This window comes from Bradyrhizobium sp. WSM1253 (genome assembly GCF_000244935.1).
Classification (GTDB): Bacteria; Pseudomonadota; Alphaproteobacteria; order Rhizobiales; family Xanthobacteraceae; genus Bradyrhizobium; species Bradyrhizobium canariense.
Genome location: NZ_JH600072.1, coordinates 218,573 through 240,250 on the forward strand (window position 1 = coordinate 218,573; position 21,678 = coordinate 240,250).

At 59.2% G+C, this 21,678-nt stretch carries 17 protein-coding genes and 1 pseudogene; 8 read left to right on the top strand and 10 right to left on the bottom strand.

Annotated elements, in window-relative coordinates:
- Positions 1-8 precede the first annotated feature (8 nt).
- From BRA1253DRAFT_RS01015 to hemC, 4 genes are all read left to right on the top strand, one after another.
- On the top strand, positions 9-1,319 hold the full coding sequence (locus BRA1253DRAFT_RS01015) for a c-type cytochrome (protein ID WP_245285836.1): 1,311 nt from the start codon (positions 9-11) through the stop codon (positions 1,317-1,319).
- A 9-nt stretch (positions 1,320-1,328) separates the two neighbouring features.
- Positions 1,329-1,571: a hypothetical protein gene (locus BRA1253DRAFT_RS43260; RefSeq protein WP_009859338.1), complete on the top strand. Its 243-nt coding sequence runs from the start codon at positions 1,329-1,331 to the stop codon at positions 1,569-1,571.
- Positions 1,572-1,575: 4 nt separating this feature from the next.
- Complete coding sequence (locus BRA1253DRAFT_RS40900) at positions 1,576-2,031, top strand: cytochrome C (RefSeq protein WP_371261295.1); 456 nt, start codon at positions 1,576-1,578, stop codon at positions 2,029-2,031.
- Between the two features lie 572 nt (positions 2,032-2,603).
- Positions 2,604-3,533, top strand: a complete 930-nt coding sequence (gene hemC / locus BRA1253DRAFT_RS40905; protein ID WP_009859340.1) for a hydroxymethylbilane synthase — start codon at positions 2,604-2,606, stop codon at positions 3,531-3,533.
- Between the two features lie 662 nt (positions 3,534-4,195).
- Here the strand turns inward: hemC and BRA1253DRAFT_RS44975 are convergent.
- From BRA1253DRAFT_RS44975 to BRA1253DRAFT_RS01055, 4 genes and pseudogenes are all read right to left on the bottom strand, one after another.
- Positions 4,196-4,399: pseudogene (locus BRA1253DRAFT_RS44975) on the bottom strand ((2Fe-2S)-binding protein); the annotation flags it as partial.
- 152 nt (positions 4,400-4,551) lie between these two features.
- The gene (locus BRA1253DRAFT_RS01045) at positions 4,552-6,318 is read right to left on the bottom strand and encodes a GMC family oxidoreductase (protein ID WP_009859341.1); all 1,767 of its coding nucleotides are present in this window, start codon (positions 6,316-6,318) and stop codon (positions 4,552-4,554) included.
- A 24-nt stretch (positions 6,319-6,342) separates the two neighbouring features.
- Positions 6,343-7,095, bottom strand: a complete 753-nt coding sequence (locus BRA1253DRAFT_RS01050) for a gluconate 2-dehydrogenase subunit 3 family protein (protein WP_009859342.1) — start codon at positions 7,093-7,095, stop codon at positions 6,343-6,345.
- Entirely contained in the window at positions 7,092-8,399 is a 1,308-nt protein-coding gene (locus BRA1253DRAFT_RS01055; protein ID WP_009859343.1) for a DUF3095 domain-containing protein, read from the bottom strand. Before BRA1253DRAFT_RS01055 ends, BRA1253DRAFT_RS01050 begins: the two co-directional genes overlap by 4 nt.
- A 1,131-nt stretch (positions 8,400-9,530) precedes the next feature.
- On the opposite strand from BRA1253DRAFT_RS01055, the gene BRA1253DRAFT_RS46070 reads away from it, so the two are divergent.
- Positions 9,531-9,713, top strand: coding sequence for a LysR family transcriptional regulator (locus BRA1253DRAFT_RS46070; protein WP_371261297.1), 183 nt, complete (start codon positions 9,531-9,533; stop codon positions 9,711-9,713).
- Complete coding sequence (locus tag BRA1253DRAFT_RS46075) at positions 9,713-10,339, top strand: LysR family substrate-binding domain-containing protein (protein ID WP_083869752.1); 627 nt, start codon at positions 9,713-9,715, stop codon at positions 10,337-10,339. Before BRA1253DRAFT_RS46070 ends, BRA1253DRAFT_RS46075 begins: the two co-directional genes overlap by 1 nt.
- A gap of 1,285 nt (positions 10,340-11,624) precedes the next feature.
- Here BRA1253DRAFT_RS46075 and BRA1253DRAFT_RS01060 read toward each other — a convergent pair.
- From BRA1253DRAFT_RS01060 to BRA1253DRAFT_RS01085, 6 genes are all read right to left on the bottom strand, one after another.
- Positions 11,625-11,858: a hypothetical protein gene (locus BRA1253DRAFT_RS01060; protein ID WP_009859344.1), complete on the bottom strand. Its 234-nt coding sequence runs from the start codon at positions 11,856-11,858 to the stop codon at positions 11,625-11,627.
- 102 nt (positions 11,859-11,960) lie between these two features.
- Entirely contained in the window at positions 11,961-13,904 is a 1,944-nt protein-coding gene (gene nhaA / locus BRA1253DRAFT_RS01065) for a Na+/H+ antiporter NhaA (RefSeq protein WP_009859345.1), read from the bottom strand.
- A gap of 27 nt (positions 13,905-13,931) precedes the next feature.
- Entirely contained in the window at positions 13,932-14,993 is a 1,062-nt protein-coding gene (locus tag BRA1253DRAFT_RS01070) for a nitrogen regulation protein NR(II) (protein ID WP_009859346.1), read from the bottom strand.
- A 1,312-nt stretch (positions 14,994-16,305) separates the two neighbouring features.
- On the bottom strand, positions 16,306-16,794 hold the full coding sequence (gene bfr / locus BRA1253DRAFT_RS01075; RefSeq protein WP_009859347.1) for a bacterioferritin: 489 nt from the start codon (positions 16,792-16,794) through the stop codon (positions 16,306-16,308).
- A gap of 113 nt (positions 16,795-16,907) precedes the next feature.
- Positions 16,908-17,171 carry a bacterioferritin-associated ferredoxin gene (locus tag BRA1253DRAFT_RS01080; RefSeq protein WP_028141268.1) on the bottom strand — a complete coding sequence of 88 codons (264 nt, stop codon included), beginning with the start codon at positions 17,169-17,171 and terminating at the stop codon, positions 16,908-16,910.
- Positions 17,172-17,303: 132 nt separating this feature from the next.
- Positions 17,304-18,098: a caspase family protein gene (locus BRA1253DRAFT_RS01085; protein ID WP_157158506.1), complete on the bottom strand. Its 795-nt coding sequence runs from the start codon at positions 18,096-18,098 to the stop codon at positions 17,304-17,306.
- Between the two features lie 2,578 nt (positions 18,099-20,676).
- On the opposite strand from BRA1253DRAFT_RS01085, the gene BRA1253DRAFT_RS01095 reads away from it, so the two are divergent.
- Positions 20,677-21,222 carry a carboxymuconolactone decarboxylase family protein gene (locus tag BRA1253DRAFT_RS01095; RefSeq protein WP_009859354.1) on the top strand — a complete coding sequence of 182 codons (546 nt, stop codon included), beginning with the start codon at positions 20,677-20,679 and terminating at the stop codon, positions 21,220-21,222.
- 43 nt (positions 21,223-21,265) lie between these two features.
- Complete coding sequence (locus tag BRA1253DRAFT_RS01100) at positions 21,266-21,628, top strand: DUF488 domain-containing protein (RefSeq protein WP_009859355.1); 363 nt, start codon at positions 21,266-21,268, stop codon at positions 21,626-21,628.
- Positions 21,629-21,678 lie beyond the last annotated feature (50 nt).

Sequence of the window (21,678 nt, forward strand, 5' to 3'; positions counted from 1 at the left end):
ATAGGTTGTTGGCGATTTCCGGTGGTTCAACGCTGATCTACACCGGATTGGCGGTTCTTATGGGCGTGCTGCCGGGCATCTGGCTATCGAAGGTACCTCCGACGCCGGGCCTTAAGCCACTGACCCCCCTAGAGGCGCGAGGGCGGGATGTTTATGTCTCCGAAGGCTGCTTCTATTGCCATACCCAGCAAGTACGCCCCCTCTCTGGAGATAAGTCCTTTGGCCGTCCGTCCGCACCGGGCGATTATGCTTACCAGACGACGGAATTGCTAGGTTCGGAGCGCAACGGTCCCGACTTGAGCAATATCGGAACGCGGCAATCGAGCAGCATATGGCAGTTCATCCATCTCTATCAGCCGCGCGCAGTGGTGCCGCAATCGATCATGCCAGCTTACCCTTGGCTATTCAGCGTTGTGGACAAATTACCTCCCGAAGAGAAAGCGGTGTCATTGCCGCCTGAGTTCGCGCCAGGCGGTACCGTGATTCCTAATGACGACGGCAAGGCGCTGGTGGCCTATCTGTTGTCGCTGAAGCAGCCCGCGCTCGTTCCAACGCGGCCCGGCACCGTGCCATTGAGTCGCTCGAGCGGGCCGCTAGGGTTTGATGCCGGCAAAGGTGCAGCATTGTTCGCCAACAACTGCGCATCCTGCCACGGCGCGGAAGGCAAGGGTGTGCCCGGAACGTTTCCGCCGCTCGCCGGAGATCCGGTGGTTAACGCCGCCAATCCGACGGCACACATTGGCGCTGTGCTGCATGGACTTAGCGGACACGTGATCAATGGCCAAAAATATGAAGCTCCGATGCCCGCGTTCGCGGATCAATTGTCGGATCAGGAGATCGCCGATATCATCAACCACGAGCGCTCCTCATGGGGCAATCGTGGTGCCTTGATCAGCGCGGCTGATGTCGTCGCGGCGCGCGCCAACGAACCACTGCAGAAGCAGCCGACGAAACCGGTCTCGCCGATAGCGGTCCCGGCACCGACATTCGATCCCGCGGAAGGATCGAAGCTGTTCGCCGAGAACTGCGCCGCCTGTCACGGTGCAGAGGGCAAAGGTGTGCCCGGCACGTTTCCCCCGCTTGCGGGCGATCAGGTCGTTAACGCCACTGACCCTGCCGAACACATCACCACCATGCTGCGCGGCCTTGGTGGGAAGGCGATCAACGGCCAGAAGTACGAAGTAGAGATGCCGCCGTTCGCTGACAGACTATCTGATCAGCAGATCGCTGATATCATCAATCACGAGCGCACGTCATGGGGCAACCACGGGCCGCTGGTGACGCTCGCGGACATCACGAAGCTCCGCGCCAAGAAATAGGAGGCGACGATGACTGATACGATTACCGCTTGGATCCTCTCGGCGCTTGGCTATCTCTGCACTACGCCTGCGATCGCTAATGCTGCTGGCGATCATAGTCTTACCGGACCACTACTTGGCAACGTGCTGGTGGCGGGCGGGGCTGGGCTCGTGACCCTTAGCTGCATCGTGGCGGCGCTGTGGATGCTCTTCGACCCCGGCGAACGGGATCCCAATCATCCAAAATATCGCGTCTTGGACACCGACCGTTAGAGGAATGCAACACGTGCCCGACCCGCGCATCCGCATCTATCTAGACGACACCCCAGATCCGGTCGCCGATCAGCGGCCGCCGACTGAGATAGCGCTCGACACCAAGAGCCTTGCCGACGGCGAGCACGGCCTGCGCATCGAAGCCCAAGATGCCACCGGCCAGGTCGGGGTCCGGCGCCTTCGATTCCAAGTCCGCAACGGCCCCGGGATCACGGTCACCGGGCTTGGTGATGGTGCCGTCGTCCACGGTACCGTGCGCCTCATGGTCAACGCGTTTGGAGCGGAAGAGCCGTTCGAGCCGCACCGAGCGGAATCGCCCTCGCCGACGCCGGTCTGGGTGTGGGTGCTGACGCTACTGATCGTTGCTTGGACCGCTTGGTATGTCGCAACTCTTTGGAACGTTCCGGCGGATTACGCGAAAACACCAACTTATTCCTCGTCGATGAATCCATTCAAATAGCGCGCCCCAAGATCAAACGAGTCAACGCTGTGGCTGCTGACCCATCCGGATCTCCGCAAGTGAAGACGAATATGCTCGTGCATGATCCATTGCGTGAGGCGAAGGGACGCGGTCTCATCGACAGGCGTTCGCTCTTGACGACGGAGGCGTCCACTTAAGTTAGCGTGATGCCGCACGTAAAGTTTCGACACCGTTCGATCACCTTGATCGTTCCGGTATAAACACAGGTGATGGCAGCTCGCTGCGGGGTTTGAGCTCGACCGCTTGAAGTTGAAGCGATGTACGGACGCATTCAGCGCGCTTGACATCCGAAAGGTGCGCAAGCTCCATTCTCCAGGAGCCCGCACCCTTCTCGACTTAGTCCAGTGCCTTTATAAAGTTGCGAGCTATTGGCTGCTTCTCCGTTTTCGGGGGCGACTGTGGATAGATGTGAATATGGCGTGAGAGAAGATATCCATGCAAAGACTACCACACCAGAGTCACGCTGTGCGGCTAAATGAGCAGGCGCTGATCATAGCTAGTTGCGCAACGCTATAGGTTCGCGAACTGCTGAAGAAGCAAGAGGTTTCATTGTGGAAATTCGACTCGGCACCAGGCGTAGTGATTTGGCCATCTGGCAAGCCAGTCACGTCGCCGACCTTATTCGTGGCGTCGAGCCGGCCGCTGAGGTGCGCTTGGTCTTCGTGAGCTCGGTTGGCGATAAAGATCGAAGGTCGGCCTTTCATCAGCTTGGCGGCATCGGAGCGTTCACGAAGGAGAGCGAAGACACGCTTCTGCGCAACGAAGTTGACCTGGTCGTTCATTCCCTCAAGGATCTTCCAACCAAATTGCAGCCCGGCTTGGTATTGGCAGCCGTTCCCAAAAGAGAGGATCCTCGGGACGCGATTTGTGGCGTTACACTAAGTCAGCTACGGCCGGGGCTGCGCGTCGGCACTGGATCAATTCGCCGTAAAGCTCAACTTCTCGAGTTATGCAATGGTCTCGATATTCGACCTATCCGAGGGAACGTTTCTCCAAGGCTGTATAAGGCAAAGAACCGACAGGGAATAGACGCGACTCTATTGGCGGCGGCCGGGTTGTCCCGACTAGGATTGCTGCATGAGGCTTCACAGATTTTAGATGCTCGTGTTTTCCCGTATGCAGTCGGTCAAGGTGCTCTCGCGGCCGAAGCTCGCGAAGAGGATACGGCGCTTATAGCGCTGCTTCAAAAGATTGAAGACCGGCAATCGCGCTCCGAAGTGGATGCAGAGCGCGCATTGATGAGAAGTCTCGATGCGGGTTGCAGCCTCCCCGTCGGGGTCTCTGCCACATGGCGCGCCGGGACATTAACACTTCGAGGACAAGTGACTCATCCGGATGGCCAACGGAAGATCGCCGATGAAAGTGTGGGTCTGGCCGATCAAGCCGACGCAATAGGCAGAAGTCTCGGGCATAAACTTCTTCAGCAAGGTGCCGAAGAGATATTGAAGGATGCGCTCCGTACCTCTGAATTCGCTAGTTGACATGACGACTTATGCTCTTGGGAAGCCAGCATAGCGCAGGCGCTCGGCCTTCTTGAGCAGTGTGGAACCGATTACTTTTGCGCGAATTGCAACGGCCCGGCTGGCGTTCTCCATTAACGATCTGCACCTGTGCCGCAGGGCAGTTGCCGCAGCTTCGTCAAATCAGGGAACCGAGCTTGGCCGGTGGGGCCCTCTCGCCCCACAAAGGCCTAACGACCGGCGCTTTCCAGGTTGCAGATGCTGCTGCGCATGGGTGATTGCGCCGCGGAGACCAAAGATCAATGTCGATAATCGTGAGTAGGTCAACCGGTAGCTGGGCCGGGTGGCGAACTACGCGCGTGAGTGTGTCTTTGCTATCCGGGCAGCATCAGCCGGCCGAGCGCCAAACGACGCGATAGACGATGAAGTCCGGCCTCCCCGCGCGCCACGCCTATGGAGCCAGTTGCCTTCGAAAGTTTCGGTGAAGAGCTGACCACCGCGCAGGACGACGTTGCAGCGGAAGCGGCGCGCGATCACCAGGAGCTCTACGATCCGCCACGAAGGCAAGCAGATCGTTCTCGCGGCGCTGATATCAGGTTTGGGCACGTTGGGAAACCGTTCCGCATCGCGGATACGGACATGCCCGGACCGCAATAACCTCCGCGGTGATCACTCGGCGACCGGACGCTGTCAATCGGAGTGATACAGGCTCTTGTCGCCGCGCCCTCGAGATGCACCGTGCACGCGCCGCACAGCGCCATAGCCATACCGCATCCGAACTTGGTGCCAGTCATTTGGAGCATGTCGCGAAGCACCCACAGCAGTGGGGTGTCGCCGTCAGCGTCCATCGTATGCGGCTTGCCGTTTACCGTGAGAACATATGCCATTCTGCACCAGTGATATTATCGCGTGTGACGGTAAGGCGCCGTAAGGGCCCCAACGTTGGCGTACATCGGCCGCTCCGGAATAACCTCAGATCGTGCTCCATGGGGTCGCGTTCTACTCGATGGCTGGCGCCATCGGCGCGGGTCCGACGTGCTCAGCTCGGGACCAGGCGCCCCGGCGATTTCAGATACTTCGTTGTGATTGCATCGGCCGCCCAATAGGCCAGAGCTCCGACAGTGCCCGTCGGATTGTGCGACGGGTTTTGCGGAAAGGCGCCGGCGCCCAAAACAAACACGTTGGGAACATCCCAGCTTTGCAGATAGCGGTTGACAGCGCTGGTTGTCGGATCAGCTCCCATAATGGTGCCGCCTGTCGTGTGCGTCGTCTGGTAAGGGACGATCGAATAAGGGCCCTTGCGATAGTTGATGCCCATTTTGTCCGGGTTCATGTGCTTGGCAATGTCGGCTGCACGATCGGTGCAGTACTTCGACATGTCCAGATCGTTTTTGCTGAAGTCGAACGTCATCCGCAGCAGGGGATTGCCGAAGCCGTCCTTATAGTTCGGGTCGAGGTCAAGATAGTTGCTGCGCTGGGCTGTGACGCTGCCGAAAGACGCGATCACGAAAGTTCGGTTATACCAGTGGGCAACCGATTGCTTCCAGCCTTTGCCCCAGCGAGGCTCGCCTGGTGGCAGGTTGCGGAAATCGATCGGCCGTTGCCCCTTGCTCTCGACACAGATGTAAGAACCACCCACGAAGCCGAGCGGCCCATGATCGAAGTTGTCGTAGTTGAAATCATCTATGATCATGGCGCACGCACCGGCGCCCATGAACGGATTGAAGACTTTATCGTTGAAGTGCGCGGTGACGCTGCTGGACATCTGGTAGGCATAGTTGCGCCCAACACTACCCTTACCGGTCTTAGGATCGTAGATGCGACCGATTCCCGAGAGCATCATCAGCCGTGCGTTATGCAGACCAAATGCGCAGAGCAGTACCATATCGGCGGACTGTTCGAACTCCCGACCTTGCGAGTCGATATAGGTAACGCCGGTTGCCTTTTTGCGGCCGGAGTCAAGATTGACCTTAGTGACATGAGAAAGCGTGCGTAATTCAAATCTAGGCTCTTTCAGCAGAAGTGGCAGAAGCGTCGATTGCGGGCTTGCCTTCGCTGACATTTCGCAACCGAAGCGCTCGCAGAACCCACAGTACACGCAGGAGCCCATGTCCACACCCTCAGGGTTCGTGTAGGCCTGCGTAACGTCGGAGGATGGCTGAACATAGGGGTGAAACCCCATTTCCCGCGTAGCATCCTCGAACATCTTCATTTGAAAGCTGCGCTTCATCGCCGGGTTCGGATATTCGCGCGCACGGGACCCTTCGAAAGGATTCCCGCCCTCCTGGATCACGCCGTTGATGTTGCCGGCCTTCCCGGCGGTGCCGCAGAGATATTCGAAGCGGTCGTAGTAGGGCTCAAGTTCGTCGTACGTAACTGGCCAATCTTGTATCGTCATTTCTTTAGGAATGAACGTCTTGCCGTATCGTTCGCCATAGTGGCTGCGGATCCTGAACTCGCTGGGCGCGAACCGATAGTGCTGGCCGTTCCAGTGGACGCCTGCGCCGCCCACACCATTTCCCGGCAAGAACGATCCCCAGCGCCTGATCGGCAGCGCCGTCTGGTCGACGTTGTTGCGAAAGGTGAGAGTCTCGCGGGAGGCGTCCTGCATTAGGTCATGACGAATGGCGAAACGCAATTCGTCATGTATCATCGGCGCGGCAAAGTTCGGGATAGTGTCGCGCATCCCGCCGCGCTCAAGCGCCAGCACGTTGAGTCCCGCTTTTGTGAGTTCCCTGGCCAGCACGGCCCCGGTCCAGCCAAAACCAACAATGACTGCGTCGACGGGTTTCAACTTCGTCGCCATCGGAATTCTCCTTCGACCTGAAAATCAGCTCAAGTCAGCGATGCTTTGGCTTGGTTCGGTGTAAGGCTTGTTGTAAGTCGTCTCGATCAGGTCGACGAAGTTCCCGGTCGCCCCGCTATAGCCGATCATCTTCCACGCAGCCTTATCGCGATTGCCGCCGTAAGCGGGATCGCTGAAAAAGCCTTCCATCACGTTCTGATAAAGCAGATCAAGGAAGAGGCCAGCAGGAAGCGGTCCCGAATCCGCTTTGCCTGTGCCGAGATCATTTAAGATCTCATCGCGCTGACTTTCCGTGATCGATGAAAAGTCCTTGCCGTAGGTCTTGGTGCAGTATGCGTTGATCGCCGGGATGGCGGCGCGATAAGCTTCCGCAGGAGAGAGGCGAACCTGCCATCCTTGTTGGGGCACCCCAGGATGCCATGGACCTTGCATAAACATTTTACCGCCTTGCCCGAAACCGCCTGCCAATTGCTGATCGATGAAATAGGCAATGCCCAAATCGACGCCGCTGGCCGTCAAGTCATCGGCCGGAATCATATGATTGACCGCCGCCTCGACCCAGGTGGCCTCATCGGGATTGAGGAACGTGTAAGCGCGCTTCTCGGGTGGTGCGGAAGTTGCCGTCTGTGCGGGTGAGGATGCATGAGCAGTCTGCTTCGCGCCCATCTGCATCGCATGCTCTGCCGATGCGGGTTGTGGGGCGACTGATCCGCCAGTTACGCCGACGACGCCAATGACGCCCGCTCCAACAACGAATTCACGACGTTTGATGGTCATGGCTGACCTCGCCCTTCAAGTTGTGACGGCCCGCAAGTGTCAAGGTGCCGCCGGAGTATCAACTGCTCTGCTGCTGCCATGCCTGCCATGACAGCGGTCTTGCCTGCTTTGAGTTTGGCCGCTGCCGCGGCGTAACCTCCGTCGGCCCCATCAACGAAGTGGACGTGATCTGACCGGATGTTTGAAGGCACGTAACAGGTGAGATGCGCGCTCGTCTGACGATGTGTGCCCGCTACACAAACGCCAGAGAGCTGGGCCGAAACCAGTCGAGCCTCGATAGCATCTGCGATTTCCGGCGAACAGTCCACCGTCATTTTCAGGCCATCGTCGAACTTTCGGAAATCCGTATTGTTCGAAATCTCTCGTCGATATTTGAGGGGTTTGAACTGGCCCATGCGAATACCTGCCGAAAGAACGAATCGCGTCTTGATGGCTCGTAGTGCATCTGCGATGGCCGTCAGAAGGTGCGCGTGTGAGGAGTGCTTATCAAGCAATCTCTGGATTTTGCCTCCGAGCCAGGCGGGCAACGGACCGCCCTCCGGCAACGGATGGCCCGATCGACGCGAGGAAAATTCGATCAAGGCTAAAACATCCGCCACCAAAGCCGCATACGACCTTTGCTCTTCGACCGGAATGGCGATGATAGAGAGGATGGTGCCCTGCTCAGTAGGGATTGGCCCGAATCCGCAGTAGAGCCCTGAAAAATCGGGCTTGGCATTCAACGGTGCGCGGCGTACTTTGAATTCTCCCTTCTTGAGTTGTCCTTCCGCCCACGCCATGCCGCCGCCGGTGAACATGGCGTACGAGACGTTCTCGGACGCGGCATATCGCGCGACACGAACATCGTGACCGGCTGCGCGGATTGCAGAAACCGGAACGATCGCGACTCGAAGTACAAGATCGAGAGTATCGTCTGCCCATGCCGCAGTTCGCGCCAATGCATACTTCACTTCGTCAAGATACTTGCCGGGGATCGCTACGGTCGCTCCGTCGCCGCCGAAAACATAGGGAAAGCAGAGTTCAGGTAACGCGTTGGTGATGGCGACCAGCACCGCAGCGCCCACCGTGTTGACGGCTTTGTATCGGCCGGTCTTGATCGCCGTCGTCGATTGGACGACATCGGCAATTCCGATGAACCAATCGCGCGGTAAGGGGAGATAGCGGTCGAAATGCGTTATTTGTGAGAAGTTATCGAACGGCTCCAGATTGGCGTAGAAATGCTCTGTACTCGCGCTTCCCGTATTCGTGCTTGAGAAGGCGCGTTCATGAGCTGATTTGCCCGTCAAGCGGTCTTGGAGCGTCATTTGCTCGCTCCTTTGTCGTTATCCCAAACCGTCGCAACAGGACCGGGATGCGCGCGTGAGCTTACCAATAAGCCTGTTTCACCGTTAGCTACCACGTCGTCACCGTCAGTGATGAGCTTCCGTTGATTCTTTGTTGCGACATCCTCTTTGGACCACTCGGCCAACTGAACATCCCGCATTCGGTGAATAACCAGCACTGAGCTCGATGAAATGCGCAAGGATAAGGCAGAAGACATACGCTCGCGCTGAACTCTTTTCAGCTTGCTCCAAGAACGACGTGCGAATGATCGAGGAACGCTATGATGTCTCAAATACATGTTGGCTAGCGGCAGCTCGAGGGAGCCGCACACGGCCAAGCTTTGGCCTCACCGGGATGGAAGTAATCATAGGTTGGATAGCCCCGATACGAATTATCAGTAGGATAACCTCGCCGCACCCGATAGCGCACGTCCGTCGTCGCGGCTAGTACCGCCGCCTTGATCGACGTGCAATTGATCGGAGCAGCAGACGATTCGGCCGTTGCAGCCACCGCGATAGGAACAGCAATCGCGAGGCCGCGGACTTGAATAGTCACGGTAGCTCCTGTTCGCTTTGAAGATGACTATCCACCACCCGACGAGAATGACCTTGCAACGCCGGAGAGGGAAATCACCTCTCGCCATAGAGTCGATAGACGATCGTTATTGCCGCCGCGCCGCGTGATGCCCGAGCGAGGAATGCCACCAGCTGCATCTGTAGAGACTTGCCGCCCTTGGCCCAATCGAGGTCGCGCGTGCCAACGCGCGCCGCCGTCCGAAGCAGATGAAGAGGATGCGGCAGGGCCATTGAAGGATAGGCTTATTGCCGAACTGACGGAGCACCGTACGAAAGTCATAACGTCGATTGGTGGACCGATCGCGCGGAAGTCGGCACTCGCTTAAACCGGGCAAGTGGCGAGCAACCCCGTCGCAAAGCCAGATCAAGTGGGCATGTCGCTTATCGCGACAAGTGGAGAATCGTTCAAACAGGCTGTCGTTATGTCGTGGTCGAGCGCGCAGCTTGCCCGATCACATCAACCACGACTTCCGGGTAAGTGACGGCGCGCGCACGGCAGACATTCTTAATATTCGACAGTCCACTGTAAGTCGTCGGATGCAACTGCTAGAGCGACGCATTGGGGTTCAACTGTTCGAGCGGAGCCGATCTGGTGCGCGCACGACACTTGCCGGGGAATCCTGCGGGAGGCCGCAGTCGGAGCGGAATATCTCAGAGAGGCCGTCAACGGACTTACGCTCGCCCGACGAGGTCATTTCGGAGAGCTGCGGATTGGGCTGATGGCTTCGTTGGCGAGTGGCTTCCTGGCCGATTTGCTTGGAGCGTACCATCGCAGATTTCCGGGGATTGAGATAAAGCTGGATGAGGCGACCTCTCAGGTGAATGCCAGCGCCGTGCTCAACGGCCGACTGGATGCCGCCTTTATACCTGGCGATCCAAAACTACCTGGATGTCGAGCGGAAAGACTGTGGGATGAGAAAATTTGTGTTGCGGTCCCTGACGCTCACGCAATGGCCGCTCTCGGAGCGGTCACTTGGGATGATGTAAGGCACGAGACCTTTCTCGTGACTGCGGATGCAGCAGGACCGGAGATAGAGGATCACCTGGTAAGGCAGTTATCCGGCCCTGGATTTCACCCGAGGATCTCGGTTCTTCATACAATCCTTGCAGCGTCTGACGAGGTAACCCAGATGCTGCTCATAAAATGTATTGTCCATCGTCCGGATATGGCCGTTCTTGCATCTTTCCGCTGTTCGGCGATTGTCAGCCGACCGCTGTATCGCGAGCCTCCACGTTACGGTTACTCGGACTTGCGCCGCGGCTTGTTCATTGGGCTTGGCAAGCCGCCTCGCCTCGCCTCGTCAGCCCACTCGGGGTGCAGCTCGAAATGCTTCTTGAAACGCTGAGGGGTGACCAATGCAGGGCGCATCGCTTGTCGCCAGACGTGATCCTTCGAAGCGTCTCCCCTGCGTTGAGCCGCTGCATGAACTCGCCGGCAAGCTCGGGTGTCATTCCGGGAGGGACGTTTATCCACTTCCGTCTGGCCGCGCTACGCTCCTCATGCGAACGATAGCACCTACATGCGATGGACTTTCCAGCTCGACCCTACTGGTTCCGAGACCTGTCGGCTTCAAGATGTGATGGTCCACCAGATGTGATGCGCGAACGGCAATCTCGATTCAACCGTTTCACAGAAGCACGACGGCGAGCAAATACACGCCGACCAGCAACGTGAGACTGCCAACAGTAATCGTGAGATAGACCTGTTGCATTGCGACCTCCCGGAACCCGCGCCATTCAGTGTTTGTGATTCAGGAGAGCCTCTTCTTACCGGTCGTTGCTATCCGAGCTATACATAATTGGGACCCTTCAGTGATCGGAAGCGAGCCGAGAAAAGGCCGACGGGCGCTACGCCGCCGACCTCTTCTTGCAACTGCCGGCTCGCGGGTCCGGTTCCGTTGCGACTCTCGGCACGGAGCCGTTGGACTCACTGCTATCTCAGAACGATTTCTTAGGCCATGGCACGCTTGTATCGCGTTATCGTGCTGAGGGAGGATCGCATTCCACAATCGGAATGGTCTGATCATACGTTGGTCTAATTCTAGCCTGCGATGAGCAGTATCGGCATTGAAAAGCTCAGTGTCTTCGGTTTCATGGCTGTTGGATAAATTGGAGGTTGCTCCAGCTTATCCTAAGCGCGTGCACCCTAAATGCCGTGCTCGGCGACAGGAGTTCGTGCGCTTTCCTGCATTTTTCAGGATCGCCGCCCGCACAATGTGCGTGTCGGCTGTCATAGCGGCGAGTTGCGCTATTCCCCGCGAGATCGCAGATGCGGTTCACTGATGAGATGTCGCTGTCCCGAGTAGCGAGCCTCTAACACATCAGCCTCGGCCACTCGAGGGCCTCCCGCCGTCTTGGGGCCGATGTTTTGTGCGGCTATGTCTTGTTTTCCACTTCGGCACGCCGCACGCGCTCGATGATCAATTATTGTCCAAGACGTCCGAGAAGTCACATAGTTCGGTAGCAACTTGACAAGCTCGCGATGCCGGTCTCAACCGCTGCGTTTCCCACCCGATCCGGCGCCGTTCCCGCCGGGCCTGACGGAGGCGGCAGGTAAGGTGTGCACTTTGTTGACCCGACCCCGACGAGGCTGACGAGTCGCGGGCCTCCAGCCGTCTGATATATGCGCCCTCAATTCGGCTTGCCGAGCACGGAGGTGAAGGGCACTACGAAGAGCTCATCGCCGCTGTCGTCGCTGACATGCAGGACCCAGTCACGCCAATCCTCGAGACTTCGCTCGCGGGTTAAGGATTGGACGACACGGGTTGCGTGATCGCGTGCCTCAGCAAGATCGTCCACCACAGCGCCGCGGCGATCGACGAAAACCGTCTTCGTGTTCGAACAGTGAAAATAAACCTGGGTCATGGTCAACCTCCTTCAAATGTGACGGTTCGCTGCGATACCTCAGCGCGTTGGTGTCCTCGACGGCGGGATACGACTGACGGAATCGATGATGTCTCGCGGATGTCAGCGACTGCGACTCTCATTTTCATGGCTAGAATCATCCAAAAATATCCGCGATTCCGCATAAGCACCCGCGGATTTCGACACTTGCATACCGGTGCTCTGCAGCGCCTCTTCGATAAGCTCTTGGCGCGGAGCTCCCCAGAGCAGGGCAATCCCAACGACGGCGGAAAGAATTGACGCAGCGAACACGGCAATCTTGGCGGCTGAGAAGTCAGTGGCGCTTGGAAACGCTTGCCCGGCGATGAACAGCGACATCGTGAAGCCGATCCCAGCCAGGGATCCCGCCCCGGCCAACTGCCGCCACGTGTACTCCGCCGGCTTCACGGCTATGTCAGCGCGCACGGCCGCAGCGGCCGCGAGGAAGATGCCGACCGGCTTTCCTATGGTGAGGCCCGCAATGATCGCGGCCATGAGCCAGTTATGCCCAACGAAGACGCCGGGGTTGATTGCCACACCCGCATTCGCCAGTGCGAAGATCGGGAGCACTGCGTAGCTCGACCGCGCGCCGGCGTGTCGCAGCAGCCGGTCGGCGGGCGATTCAAGTCGGTCGTAGATCGCTTCGAGCGCGTGCAGCGCCGGGGTGGAGGGGCCGTGCCTGAGAACCTCGCCCTCATGCTGGGCCTCGGAGGCAATGATCGTGCTGGCCTGCGTGATCAGGGCAGCCAGGTTGGCAGGCGGGCGCGTCGGAACGAATAGCGCCAGTACCACGCCAGCCACCGTCGCGTGGAGGCCGCCCGCGTAGACGAACGCCCACAACGCGACGCCTAAGAGAGCATAAGGCGAGAGAAGGTAGACTTTCGACCGGCTCAGCAGCGCCAGCGCGACGACCACGGCCGCGGCCGCGGCCAAGTAGCCCAGTTGGATATCGCCGGAGTAGAACACGGCGACGACGACGATCGCACCGATGTCGTCGACGATGGCCGCCGCGGTAAGGAAGATCCGCAGCCCAACAGGAACGCGGGCGCCCATCACGGCGATCAAGGCAATCGCGAACGCAGTGTCGGTCGCCATCGGAATGCCCCACCCGTGCGACCACGGCCCCGCAGGGATGACCAGCGCATAGAGAAGCGCCGGCACGACCATCCCGCCGAGCGCGGCGGCGATCGGAAGCGCCGCGGAGCGGCGGCTTGCGAGGTGGCCAACTGTCATCTCACGCTTCACTTCCAATCCCACGACGAGGAAGAACACCGTCAGCAGGCCGTCGTTGACCCAACGGAGGATGGGCATCTGAAAGGCCGCCTCACCCAAGCTCACGCCCAACTCCTGGCGCCAGAGCGCCTCGAAAGCCGGCCGGATCGGCGAGTTCGTCATGACGATGGCCGTCAAGGTCGCGAGGACTAGCAAAATACCCGCGGACGGGCCCCAGCTCGCGAACTCCAGGGCTGCCGTACGGACGCGGTGGCCAAGCGTGCCAAGCATCGCGTCGACGAGAGAGCTCTCGTCCCAGGGTCCGTCATAGCGTCGGCGGTTGATGTAGAAAGTCGGCGTGATTCTCACCCCGCTTGCGCGTGCGCTTGCGACGTCCGCCTCCACCCTCGCCCTCGCGCGCCGTAAGGCGTCGCTGTTGCCAAGCGCGAAATCGGCGCTCACACCGAGGTCCGCGGCCACCGCGACGAGGTCGTCCTCTGTGAGCTGCATCGACCTCGTCATCAGCTTGATGTGCGCGGACCAGAACGCCTCGGGCGTCTGAGCATGCTCAGCGAGCTCGGCGGCCCGAAAGGAAATGCTGTTGTCCGCGAGCGGCTTGTGGCGGAAGGCATAGCAGACGCGGTTGCCAAGTTGGTCGCGTGCTTGCGCGATGCGCTCGTTGGCAGCCCTGCAGTGCGGACAGGCGTAGCTGCCGTACTCGACGAGCGAGATCTCAGCATCCACGGCGCCGAGCACGTGGTCCGTCTCTTGGTCGACCGGACGGTCGAGACGGCCCGGGGGGATCATGAGCTGCATCACTGAACGGTCGGGTGTTCGCGCCGGCTACGACGTCGGCGCAGCTGTCGCCGGTTTGATGACGTGGAATACACCGCCGTCAGGTGACGGCGCGTAGGCTATTTTCGTGCCGACGATGCTGCTGGGGAGCCCAGCCGCGTGTACGCGCGGGAGGAAGAGGCGCACCAAGGTGCCTAAACCCTGCTTGCTCTCTATACTGATCGCGCCGCCGCGGCCTTCGGCGAAGCGCTGGACCTGGGGGAGCCCGAGACCGGTGCCGCTGTCCATCGGTTTTGTGGAGAAATACGGGGTGAATGCCTGCGAAAGGACCTCCTCAGGCATGCCCTCCCCGTCGTCGGCGACGATGATCTCAACGAATGCCGCGGCCGCACCGGAGGAAGGTTCGACGTTCCGCGCCGCGACGGTGATCACGCCGCGGTCCGGCATGGCATCGGCCGAGTTTCGACAGAGATTGAGTAGCGCAAAGTACAGTTCTTCCGGATCAGCGTTGAAGTTCCATAAATCAGAGGCAATCTCGGTGCGGACTGTGATATCCGGACGCAACGCCCGGTCAAGCGTCCCCGCTATTGCTGTGAGGCGACTGCCTGAGACGAACTCATCGGTCGACTTGGGGCGCGGTCGCGCAGCGTCGAGGAGCTGCCGGGAAAGCAACGCGCCTCTCGTGATCGCCTCCTGCATTTTGTCGGCGGTGGCCTTTCGGTGCGCGGCTTCGCTCTGGCACTCCAGCAGCTGCAGTCCGCTCCCGATAACGGCGAGAAGGTTATTGATGTCGTGGAGGAACTGCTTCAGGTCCGCTGCCCTCACCCCTGCCCGCTCGCCAGCCGCGACCGCCCCTCCGGTGTCGGGCCGCGGACTGGTGCGGCACAAAATTCCCGAGACCTTGCCGTCGGACCCGACGAGCGGGATCTCAACGTACCTGGACGCGATGAGGCCGCTACCATCATCGCGTGCGCCCCGCACGCTTGCGTTGCTCGCACGCTGCACTCCAAGCGCAAGCCCGGCGCGGTCCCTGAGCACGACGACATCCTCCAGCGGCGGGCTTTCGACCGCGCCGGGGAATGAAACGCCGGTTGTCTCTTTGATCTGCATGTCGGACCTCTTGGCTTGCGACTGTTCAACGGAAGGCCGATTTCGGCTCTTACCCGAGGGCCGGCGACCATGGGTCGAAGATTGAGTCCATGCCGGTCAAAAGGAAAATCACCTCTTGCCATGGAGTCGATAGCCGACCGTTATCGGATCGAGAGAGACGCTTGGCGCCACCGCGGGCGCGCAGCGTTGCCCTCTGCACCGCCTCGCCCGACCAGAAACTCTCGGCCACCGAAAAGGTGTTCCACGTGCCTATCTGGATAAGCCTAAAGCGGTTATCGAGACGATCATAGCTTTACCGGTCCATTCCATGGCAATGACATTGGTGCCGCGAGCGCGGTCGTGAGGCCGAAGCGCCGCCGTACACCCGCCGCAATTAGAATTGGGAGTATAGCCATGAGCAAGTATCGCAGGACAGCCTGCCCTTGAACTCGAGCCCTACTGGATCGAAGCTCGGGGAAGGGAACGTTCGCCTCTCACGAGGAACTCGCCGCGCGCCACAGGCTTCTCTCTTCTTTCAGTGTTGGTGCGGTGGCTACCACTCGCACCGATCTCCAATTCTCCAGAGGTTGGCTCACGATCCCCGCAAATGAGGACCTCGGAAACGCCGCAGTCCAGACTGCATCGAGGGGCCTACGTCAATGCGCGCGACAAGTTGCCCTTCGACCAGTAGCGCTACGGCCCCGGACCCGTCGCCCACGAGGGCCATTCGTCGCGGGGAGTTCTTACCACCACTATGGCCCACTACCGCACCGGTGGCACACCGCGGTTCGTTGCCATCGGACGCAGATCACGCCTTCGCAGAGCGTTAAGGCTGGCGGAGCGTTTTCCTCTAGCGTAGGCCTCCAATTCTCTCTGAAGGAGCCGAGCCGGCCGACAGCCGGAACAAATCTTGCTGAACTCAATCCCGAGCAGCGCCGTGGAGCAAAGCCAACACGCTAGCTCGTCGTGTCGCGCACCTTATTGTCAACGGCGCGGATCCGGGTCGAAGACTTCCAATGACCTTCTCGCGACAAGCGGCTACAGAGATGGCCGACCAAGTCCACCTCATCTATGACCGAAAGACTCGGCCGACCCGATGAACTTGGTCTGGCTGAGCAGCGATTTTCCACCACTGAGTGCCAATGGCACTTGCCTCGCCATGTACTCACGTTCCGTGAACGCGGAAACGTCACGGAGGGGGCCCTGGACCGGTTCTCTCCTTGCTCCGCCAGTAGGACCAGTGAGCTGAAGCAACCGCTCGCAGCCTACGCGGAGGCAAAGCAGGCGCAGAATGCGAACTTAGGACTGGCAGAAGGGACTATCGACGTAAATTTCAGTGCTCTTCGCTCTTGAGCTCACCGACATGATTCTGGGTGTAAAGCTCGATCCCGATCCGGTTGATCAAATCAAGCTGCGTCTCGAGGAAATCGATGTGGTGTTCCTCGTCCGTCATCAGGTTCTCGAACAAGTCGCGGGTGACATAATCCTTCACGGAATGACAATGCGTCGCCGCCTCTTGGTACAGCGCACGCGCGCTCATCTCGGCGGCGAGATCGCACTCGATGATTTCGTTGACGTTCTGGCCGATCCGCAAGGGATCGAGTATCTGCATGTTGGGAAAGCCCTCTAGGAATATCACACGGTCGGTGATGCGATCGGCGTGCTGCATCTCCTCGATTGATTCCTTGCGCCAGACCTTGGCCATCTCCGAGAGGCCCCAATTGGCCAGCAGCCGGTAGTGCAGCCAGTACTGGTTGATGGCAGTGAGCTCGTGACGCAATCCCTTGTTCAGATACTCGATGACTTTGGGGTCGCCCTGCATGGTGAACTCCAACAGTTGAGGCGGGTCTTGGAGCCTAGGAGTTTAGAATGCTTCTGGCAAAAAACAAGCAAGCAGGCATTCCAGGCGCGAACCGAGCGGCAAATCCACCGAAGTCAGGGCGCTGCGGGCGCGACTTTGGGCTCATCCCCCGCGTCATCCATGATCTGGCTATGCGGGCAGCCGGCCTGACAGGCTAGCGCACATTCCCTGTATGCCTCGTTGATGATCGTCTTGATGGTGCGGGCGCAGCGGCCGCATTCAGCGCTACAACCAAGGCAGTCATAGATCTGCTTGGCATTGCGCGGCGCGTCATCGGCCGTGTTGACGGCGTGGCGAACATCGTGGTCGCTGAGGACATTGCAGGAGCAGACGATCATGAAGCGCAAGAGACCTCCGGTGATGCGGCGTCGTCGATACGGGACGGCGTCGGAGCGCGTTGAAGGTCCCAAACAACGCGGAGATGAGTGAATGGCGCGCTCCAGGGAAAGTGAGCCCTTGATCCTTAGATCTCAGCAGAACTCTGTTTGATGACTCGCGGCGGCGGCCAGCTGCGGAGCCGACAGAGCACACGGCAGCGCGCCGTTGCGTATCGGCGAAAGGTTAATGTTCTCGGTCAGCGTAGACGACACAGCTGGAATCTGTTGGCCCTGGGTAGCAGCCACCACGGCGTTTCGCGTGTTGTTGAAGACCTCCTCGATTCCTTTCGAAGACCCGATGCGCTCAAGAAGAGCGGTCATCAGCTGGCTATGCAGTTCGTCCACGTCTTCGACGACTTGGCCAGGCGCCGCTGAGCTCAGGATGAGCGCGTTTTCACTCGTTTGAATAGGCGCAAGTCCGTGTGAGTAATTCCTGAAGCGTCGCTCGTAGGGATTGCGCCGCGAGGCCTCAATCACTACGAGCCGTACGCGTGCTCCGGAAGACTTGAGTTGCGAAAGGAGGCGGTCAATACTTACGCCTTGTCGGCGGACATCTTCTTCAGTCCAGATCTTCGCATCGACCGGAATCAGATAATTCTGTCCGTCAGATTGGACACCGTAACCTCCGAAATACACTAGCACAATTGAGTTAAAATGTACTTTTGCCGTTAGACGATCAATTGCGCGGGTAATGTCGGGACGCGTCGCATTGTCAACGGCGTCGACCAGAAAACCGTCGTTGCGAAGAGCATTTGTCAAACCTTCCGCATCGCGTGTCATTTGAGAAAGAGGAGAGTCGGCATCGGGATAGGTTGAATTGCCAATCACTAGAGCTAGCCGATTAGTACCGACGGGGGCAGATTCACCCGACCCAATGCGCGCGCTCATAGACCGAGGCGTCTCCAACCGCATTGTCCTGTCGAGGCCGGTTGAGAACAAGCCGAGCAGGACTGCGATGCCGGCTAGTATTCTGGGAACTGTCATTTCATTACGGTCTCCAGTTCACCGAGGAAATGCTCCTTTGCGTAAGACTTGGCGTTAACAGCATTCGCGCACTCGCACCCCGTCGCGTGCCCGCCGTCGCGTCCTTCAATTGCGGCGCGCGGTCCAGTAGCCCGAGCATCGTGCCATTCCTGAGTGGCCGCTCCAGGTCCCCCGACCGGACGTTGCGAACAATTTGCCCGCACCGGCGGCAACTTTGTCTTGGACCGTTACCGAAGCGCGAACCGCGCCGGACCTTGCGACGTAACCTCGAAATTTTACGAGATTGGGATGCGTGACAATTCCGTTAGTCACATCGACAGTAAAGCTGTAACTGGAATCGCAGGTTCCCCTTTGCGTCACGAAGACGAGGTCCCAAGAGCCGTCGTAGGCCGAGCGCCCATATGCTGCCGGTGCAAATGCAATGAAACAGCTTGTGGCTGTGATCATAAGCGAACGTTTTGTCATGATAGTTCTCCTATCTAGTTAGCAAGAGTTTGTCTCGATCGGTCCAGTAGTGGCGGGCATTCGCCCGGAACCGGTACGGTCTCGGATCAAAGCCATTGGGACGCTGGCGTGGAGATCGCTTCTCAGCTACCACGCGATGCGTACCCAGCCATTTAGGGCCAGGCTCACGCATATAATGACTTTCGGTCCGAAAGGGTTCACAGGCGGTCTCGAGGGGCTTGCTGCATCTGCTTTTGATACTCACCACGCATTGGCGAAGCGGCGCTATGTATGACTGAACCGCCGAGCATGCTGACTTCGATGCGACTTCTTGCCGTTTGCCGCGCCTACGACGCGGACCGCCTTTGGATCGCCAACGGCACTTGCGATCATCGCGTATCAGCGTGTCTTGGCGAAGTGAAGCACTAGCAGTGACTTCCAGATGCCCTTCTGGAATGCGGAGCCGACGAGTTCGAGGCTCGATGTGGAAGGACCTCCGTGTGCCCGCCGAGAAATGGCTGAGCTGGTCCTCCGCGCGCTCAAGGATCGGGTGGTCAACAGCCTCCAAGAGTTCGCCAAGGCGCACGCGCTTTAGATCGAAGTTTTCCGAGGCCACCGCTAAGGTTTTGTGGCTCATGAGTTTGAGGGGGTCCCCCGGTGTTTCAACAGCTTTATAGAAAAACGTCACGTCGACCTCCGTTAGATTGACCGCGCCGTGTCAGCGTTGCGGCTTTCGGACGGGCCGTTGCTGTTTCGTACGCACGCGGTAGTCCTTCAAGCTTTGGGTATATTGAGGAGACGACTTCGAAGGCGTGAAGTGCACTTCAGGCTTTGGCGGGCGCACGATGTTTCCATGAAACTCGGTCATCCTGTTTCGCTGTCGAGCTTGTCGAAGCATGCGAATAGCGGCTCGCTAGAAACGGCGATGTAGAGACCAGACTTCCTGTTGTCCCAGTATTCGTTGGAGAAGGGAACGCTCGGTCCCATCAGTCTGCGTCTCGCGATACTGCTCGGAGTCAACTTCGAGACCGCTTCGGCGGTGTTCCTGTAGGTCGGCATCCGCCGTACTCCGTGGTGTGCTACATTGAAGATATGCAGCGGGTCGTCGACCGTCCAATCACCTCCAGCTATCGAAACGATGCCATGAGTTTGCGCGAGCGGTCGCCGGCGGCGACGGCGTCTGCTTCAATCCCGGCTGAGGTCGGGTTAGGCTCTTTGCGTCCTGCGAAGTACCGGCCGAGAAGTTTGTCGCGTTTGTTCTCGGGCATGTCCCCCGGTCTCACCGCGGGTTTAGGAAAGGCTGCGCGGTTTCGTGCGACGTATGCGCACCGCCCCGCGCAGCGAGCGCGGGGGTCAATTCGCCCCGTGATGCTCTGAAGGATCATTTCTGAGCCCGGTGCCAGAGCCATCAAAGCGGTGACCGAGGCGAGCGCCGCCGCGGTCCATATCACGTGCCGGCATGCCTGAACAACAGTAACGGATGCAAAGGGCTGACGCGCAGTACAGGATCGGCAATGGCGGGGCCAACGACAGTGCCGCCGTCATGCTGATGGACTAGCCCAACGCCGGCGTCTCGAGATCTAAAGCGCTCGCGGAATTGAGAGAGTTGAAACACGACGCCGATCTGGCGCGGCGCGTCGCGTAACTTGGCAACAGCGAAGGTTGATCACGGGGTCTTGCTACGGCTTAAAGTGCCCGCAGCACATCACGCCCGCTTCCGCGAGCTCGAGCAAGCGCTGATCCGGTCAGGTACTGCATCTTTGACTGGAAGGCGAGATGGGGGCGTTCAGAGCCGCCGGTTCCACCCCGGTCAGCGCGGCGAGCAGCTGAGCACGAAGTCTTTGACTGCGACATCAGTGCCCGATCGGCGCTCGGCCGATGACCTGCCGTTATGGACTGCATGATCAACAAACATGAGCGCCGCGGTGCGACGCGTCCTAGTCTTCGAGGCGGTCCGGTCGCTACCGGTAGCTGAAACGTCGGCGTTGGTTGTTTCGTCACCAACCGAATAATCGTTGGCGGTCTAATGGAGGATCAAATGCCACGCATTTCCATTCCGAAACGCGAGGACGCTCCGGCGGGCTCCAAGCCGATCCTCGACAACGTCGACAAGGTGCTGGGCTTCGTGCCCAACCTGCACCGCCTCATGTCGATCAGCCCGAACGTGCTCTCCGGCTGGGCTACCCTGATGGCATCACTTGCTAAGACGCTGGACATCAAGACGAGAGACGGGATCGCGCTGGCGGTGTCTGAGGCGGACGGGTGCGACTACTGCCTGGCCGCGCACAGCTTTATGGCGGGCAATCTAGCCAAAATCCCAGCGGATGAAATCGAGTTGAACAGGGAGGGCCGCTCAACCGATCCCAAGCGCCAGGCTGCGGTCGCCTTCGCGAAAGCGCTCATCGAGACGCGCGGCAAAGTTTCCGACGCCCAGTTTACGGCCGTCAGGGATGCGGGGTGGACAGACGCCAACATCGTCGAGATGATCGCGCTGACTGCTCAGTTCTTGTTGACGAACTTCATCAACAATGCGGTGCAGACCCCGATCGATTTTCCCGAGGTCAGTCCCGCGAAGGCGACCTAATGCGAGTTGCCCTCCTTTACGGAGGAGAGGACTGGAGAAACCAATGTCTCGACACTCCTGTCGGCTTGGTGTTAAACGTGTGTACGAGCTGCCCGAGGGCTCGGACGGCACGAGGGTGCTCGTCGACCGCATCTGGCCGCGCGGACTCACGAAGGAGCATGCCAGCGTGGACGTATGGCTGAAGGACATCGCTCCGAGCGGCGGCCTCAGGACCTGGTTTGGTCATGACCGGAACCGGTGGCGCGAGTTTCACAAGCGATACTTCGAGGAGCTCCGCGCCAATCGCGCCGCAGTCGAGCACCTGACAAATCTTGCATTGACGGGCAAAGTCACGCTGCTCTTCGGCGCGCACGATACCAAGCGCAACAACGCCGTAGTGCTCGCGGACTATCTCGCGGCCCGCTAATCGGGGGTGATGTACGGAATCGGAAGCTCGCTCAAGTTGTCGTCATAGCT

Coding starts and splice junctions, on each gene's coding strand:
- BRA1253DRAFT_RS01085 (WP_157158506.1), bottom strand. CDS start 18,098: ATGAGCGCGCGCATTGGGTCGGGTGAATCTGCCCCCGTCGGTACTAAT.
- bfr (WP_009859347.1), bottom strand. CDS start 16,794: ATGCAGGGCGACCCCAAAGTCATCGAGTATCTGAACAAGGGATTGCGT.
- BRA1253DRAFT_RS01060 (WP_009859344.1), bottom strand. CDS start 11,858: ATGACCCAGGTTTATTTTCACTGTTCGAACACGAAGACGGTTTTCGTC.
- BRA1253DRAFT_RS46075 (WP_083869752.1), top strand. CDS start 9,713: ATGGCTTCGTTGGCGAGTGGCTTCCTGGCCGATTTGCTTGGAGCGTAC.
- BRA1253DRAFT_RS43260 (WP_009859338.1), top strand. CDS start 1,329: ATGACTGATACGATTACCGCTTGGATCCTCTCGGCGCTTGGCTATCTC.
- BRA1253DRAFT_RS01070 (WP_009859346.1), bottom strand. CDS start 14,993: ATGCAGATCAAAGAGACAACCGGCGTTTCATTCCCCGGCGCGGTCGAA.
- BRA1253DRAFT_RS46070 (WP_371261297.1), top strand. CDS start 9,531: ATGCAACTGCTAGAGCGACGCATTGGGGTTCAACTGTTCGAGCGGAGC.
- BRA1253DRAFT_RS01045 (WP_009859341.1), bottom strand. CDS start 6,318: ATGGCGACGAAGTTGAAACCCGTCGACGCAGTCATTGTTGGTTTTGGC.
- BRA1253DRAFT_RS01080 (WP_028141268.1), bottom strand. CDS start 17,171: ATGATCGTCTGCTCCTGCAATGTCCTCAGCGACCACGATGTTCGCCAC.
- BRA1253DRAFT_RS01100 (WP_009859355.1), top strand. CDS start 21,266: ATGTCTCGACACTCCTGTCGGCTTGGTGTTAAACGTGTGTACGAGCTG.
- nhaA (WP_009859345.1), bottom strand. CDS start 13,904: ATGCAGCTCATGATCCCCCCGGGCCGTCTCGACCGTCCGGTCGACCAA.
- BRA1253DRAFT_RS01055 (WP_009859343.1), bottom strand. CDS start 8,399: ATGACGCTCCAAGACCGCTTGACGGGCAAATCAGCTCATGAACGCGCC.
- BRA1253DRAFT_RS01050 (WP_009859342.1), bottom strand. CDS start 7,095: ATGACCATCAAACGTCGTGAATTCGTTGTTGGAGCGGGCGTCATTGGC.
- BRA1253DRAFT_RS40900 (WP_371261295.1), top strand. CDS start 1,576: ATGCAACACGTGCCCGACCCGCGCATCCGCATCTATCTAGACGACACC.
- BRA1253DRAFT_RS01095 (WP_009859354.1), top strand. CDS start 20,677: ATGCCACGCATTTCCATTCCGAAACGCGAGGACGCTCCGGCGGGCTCC.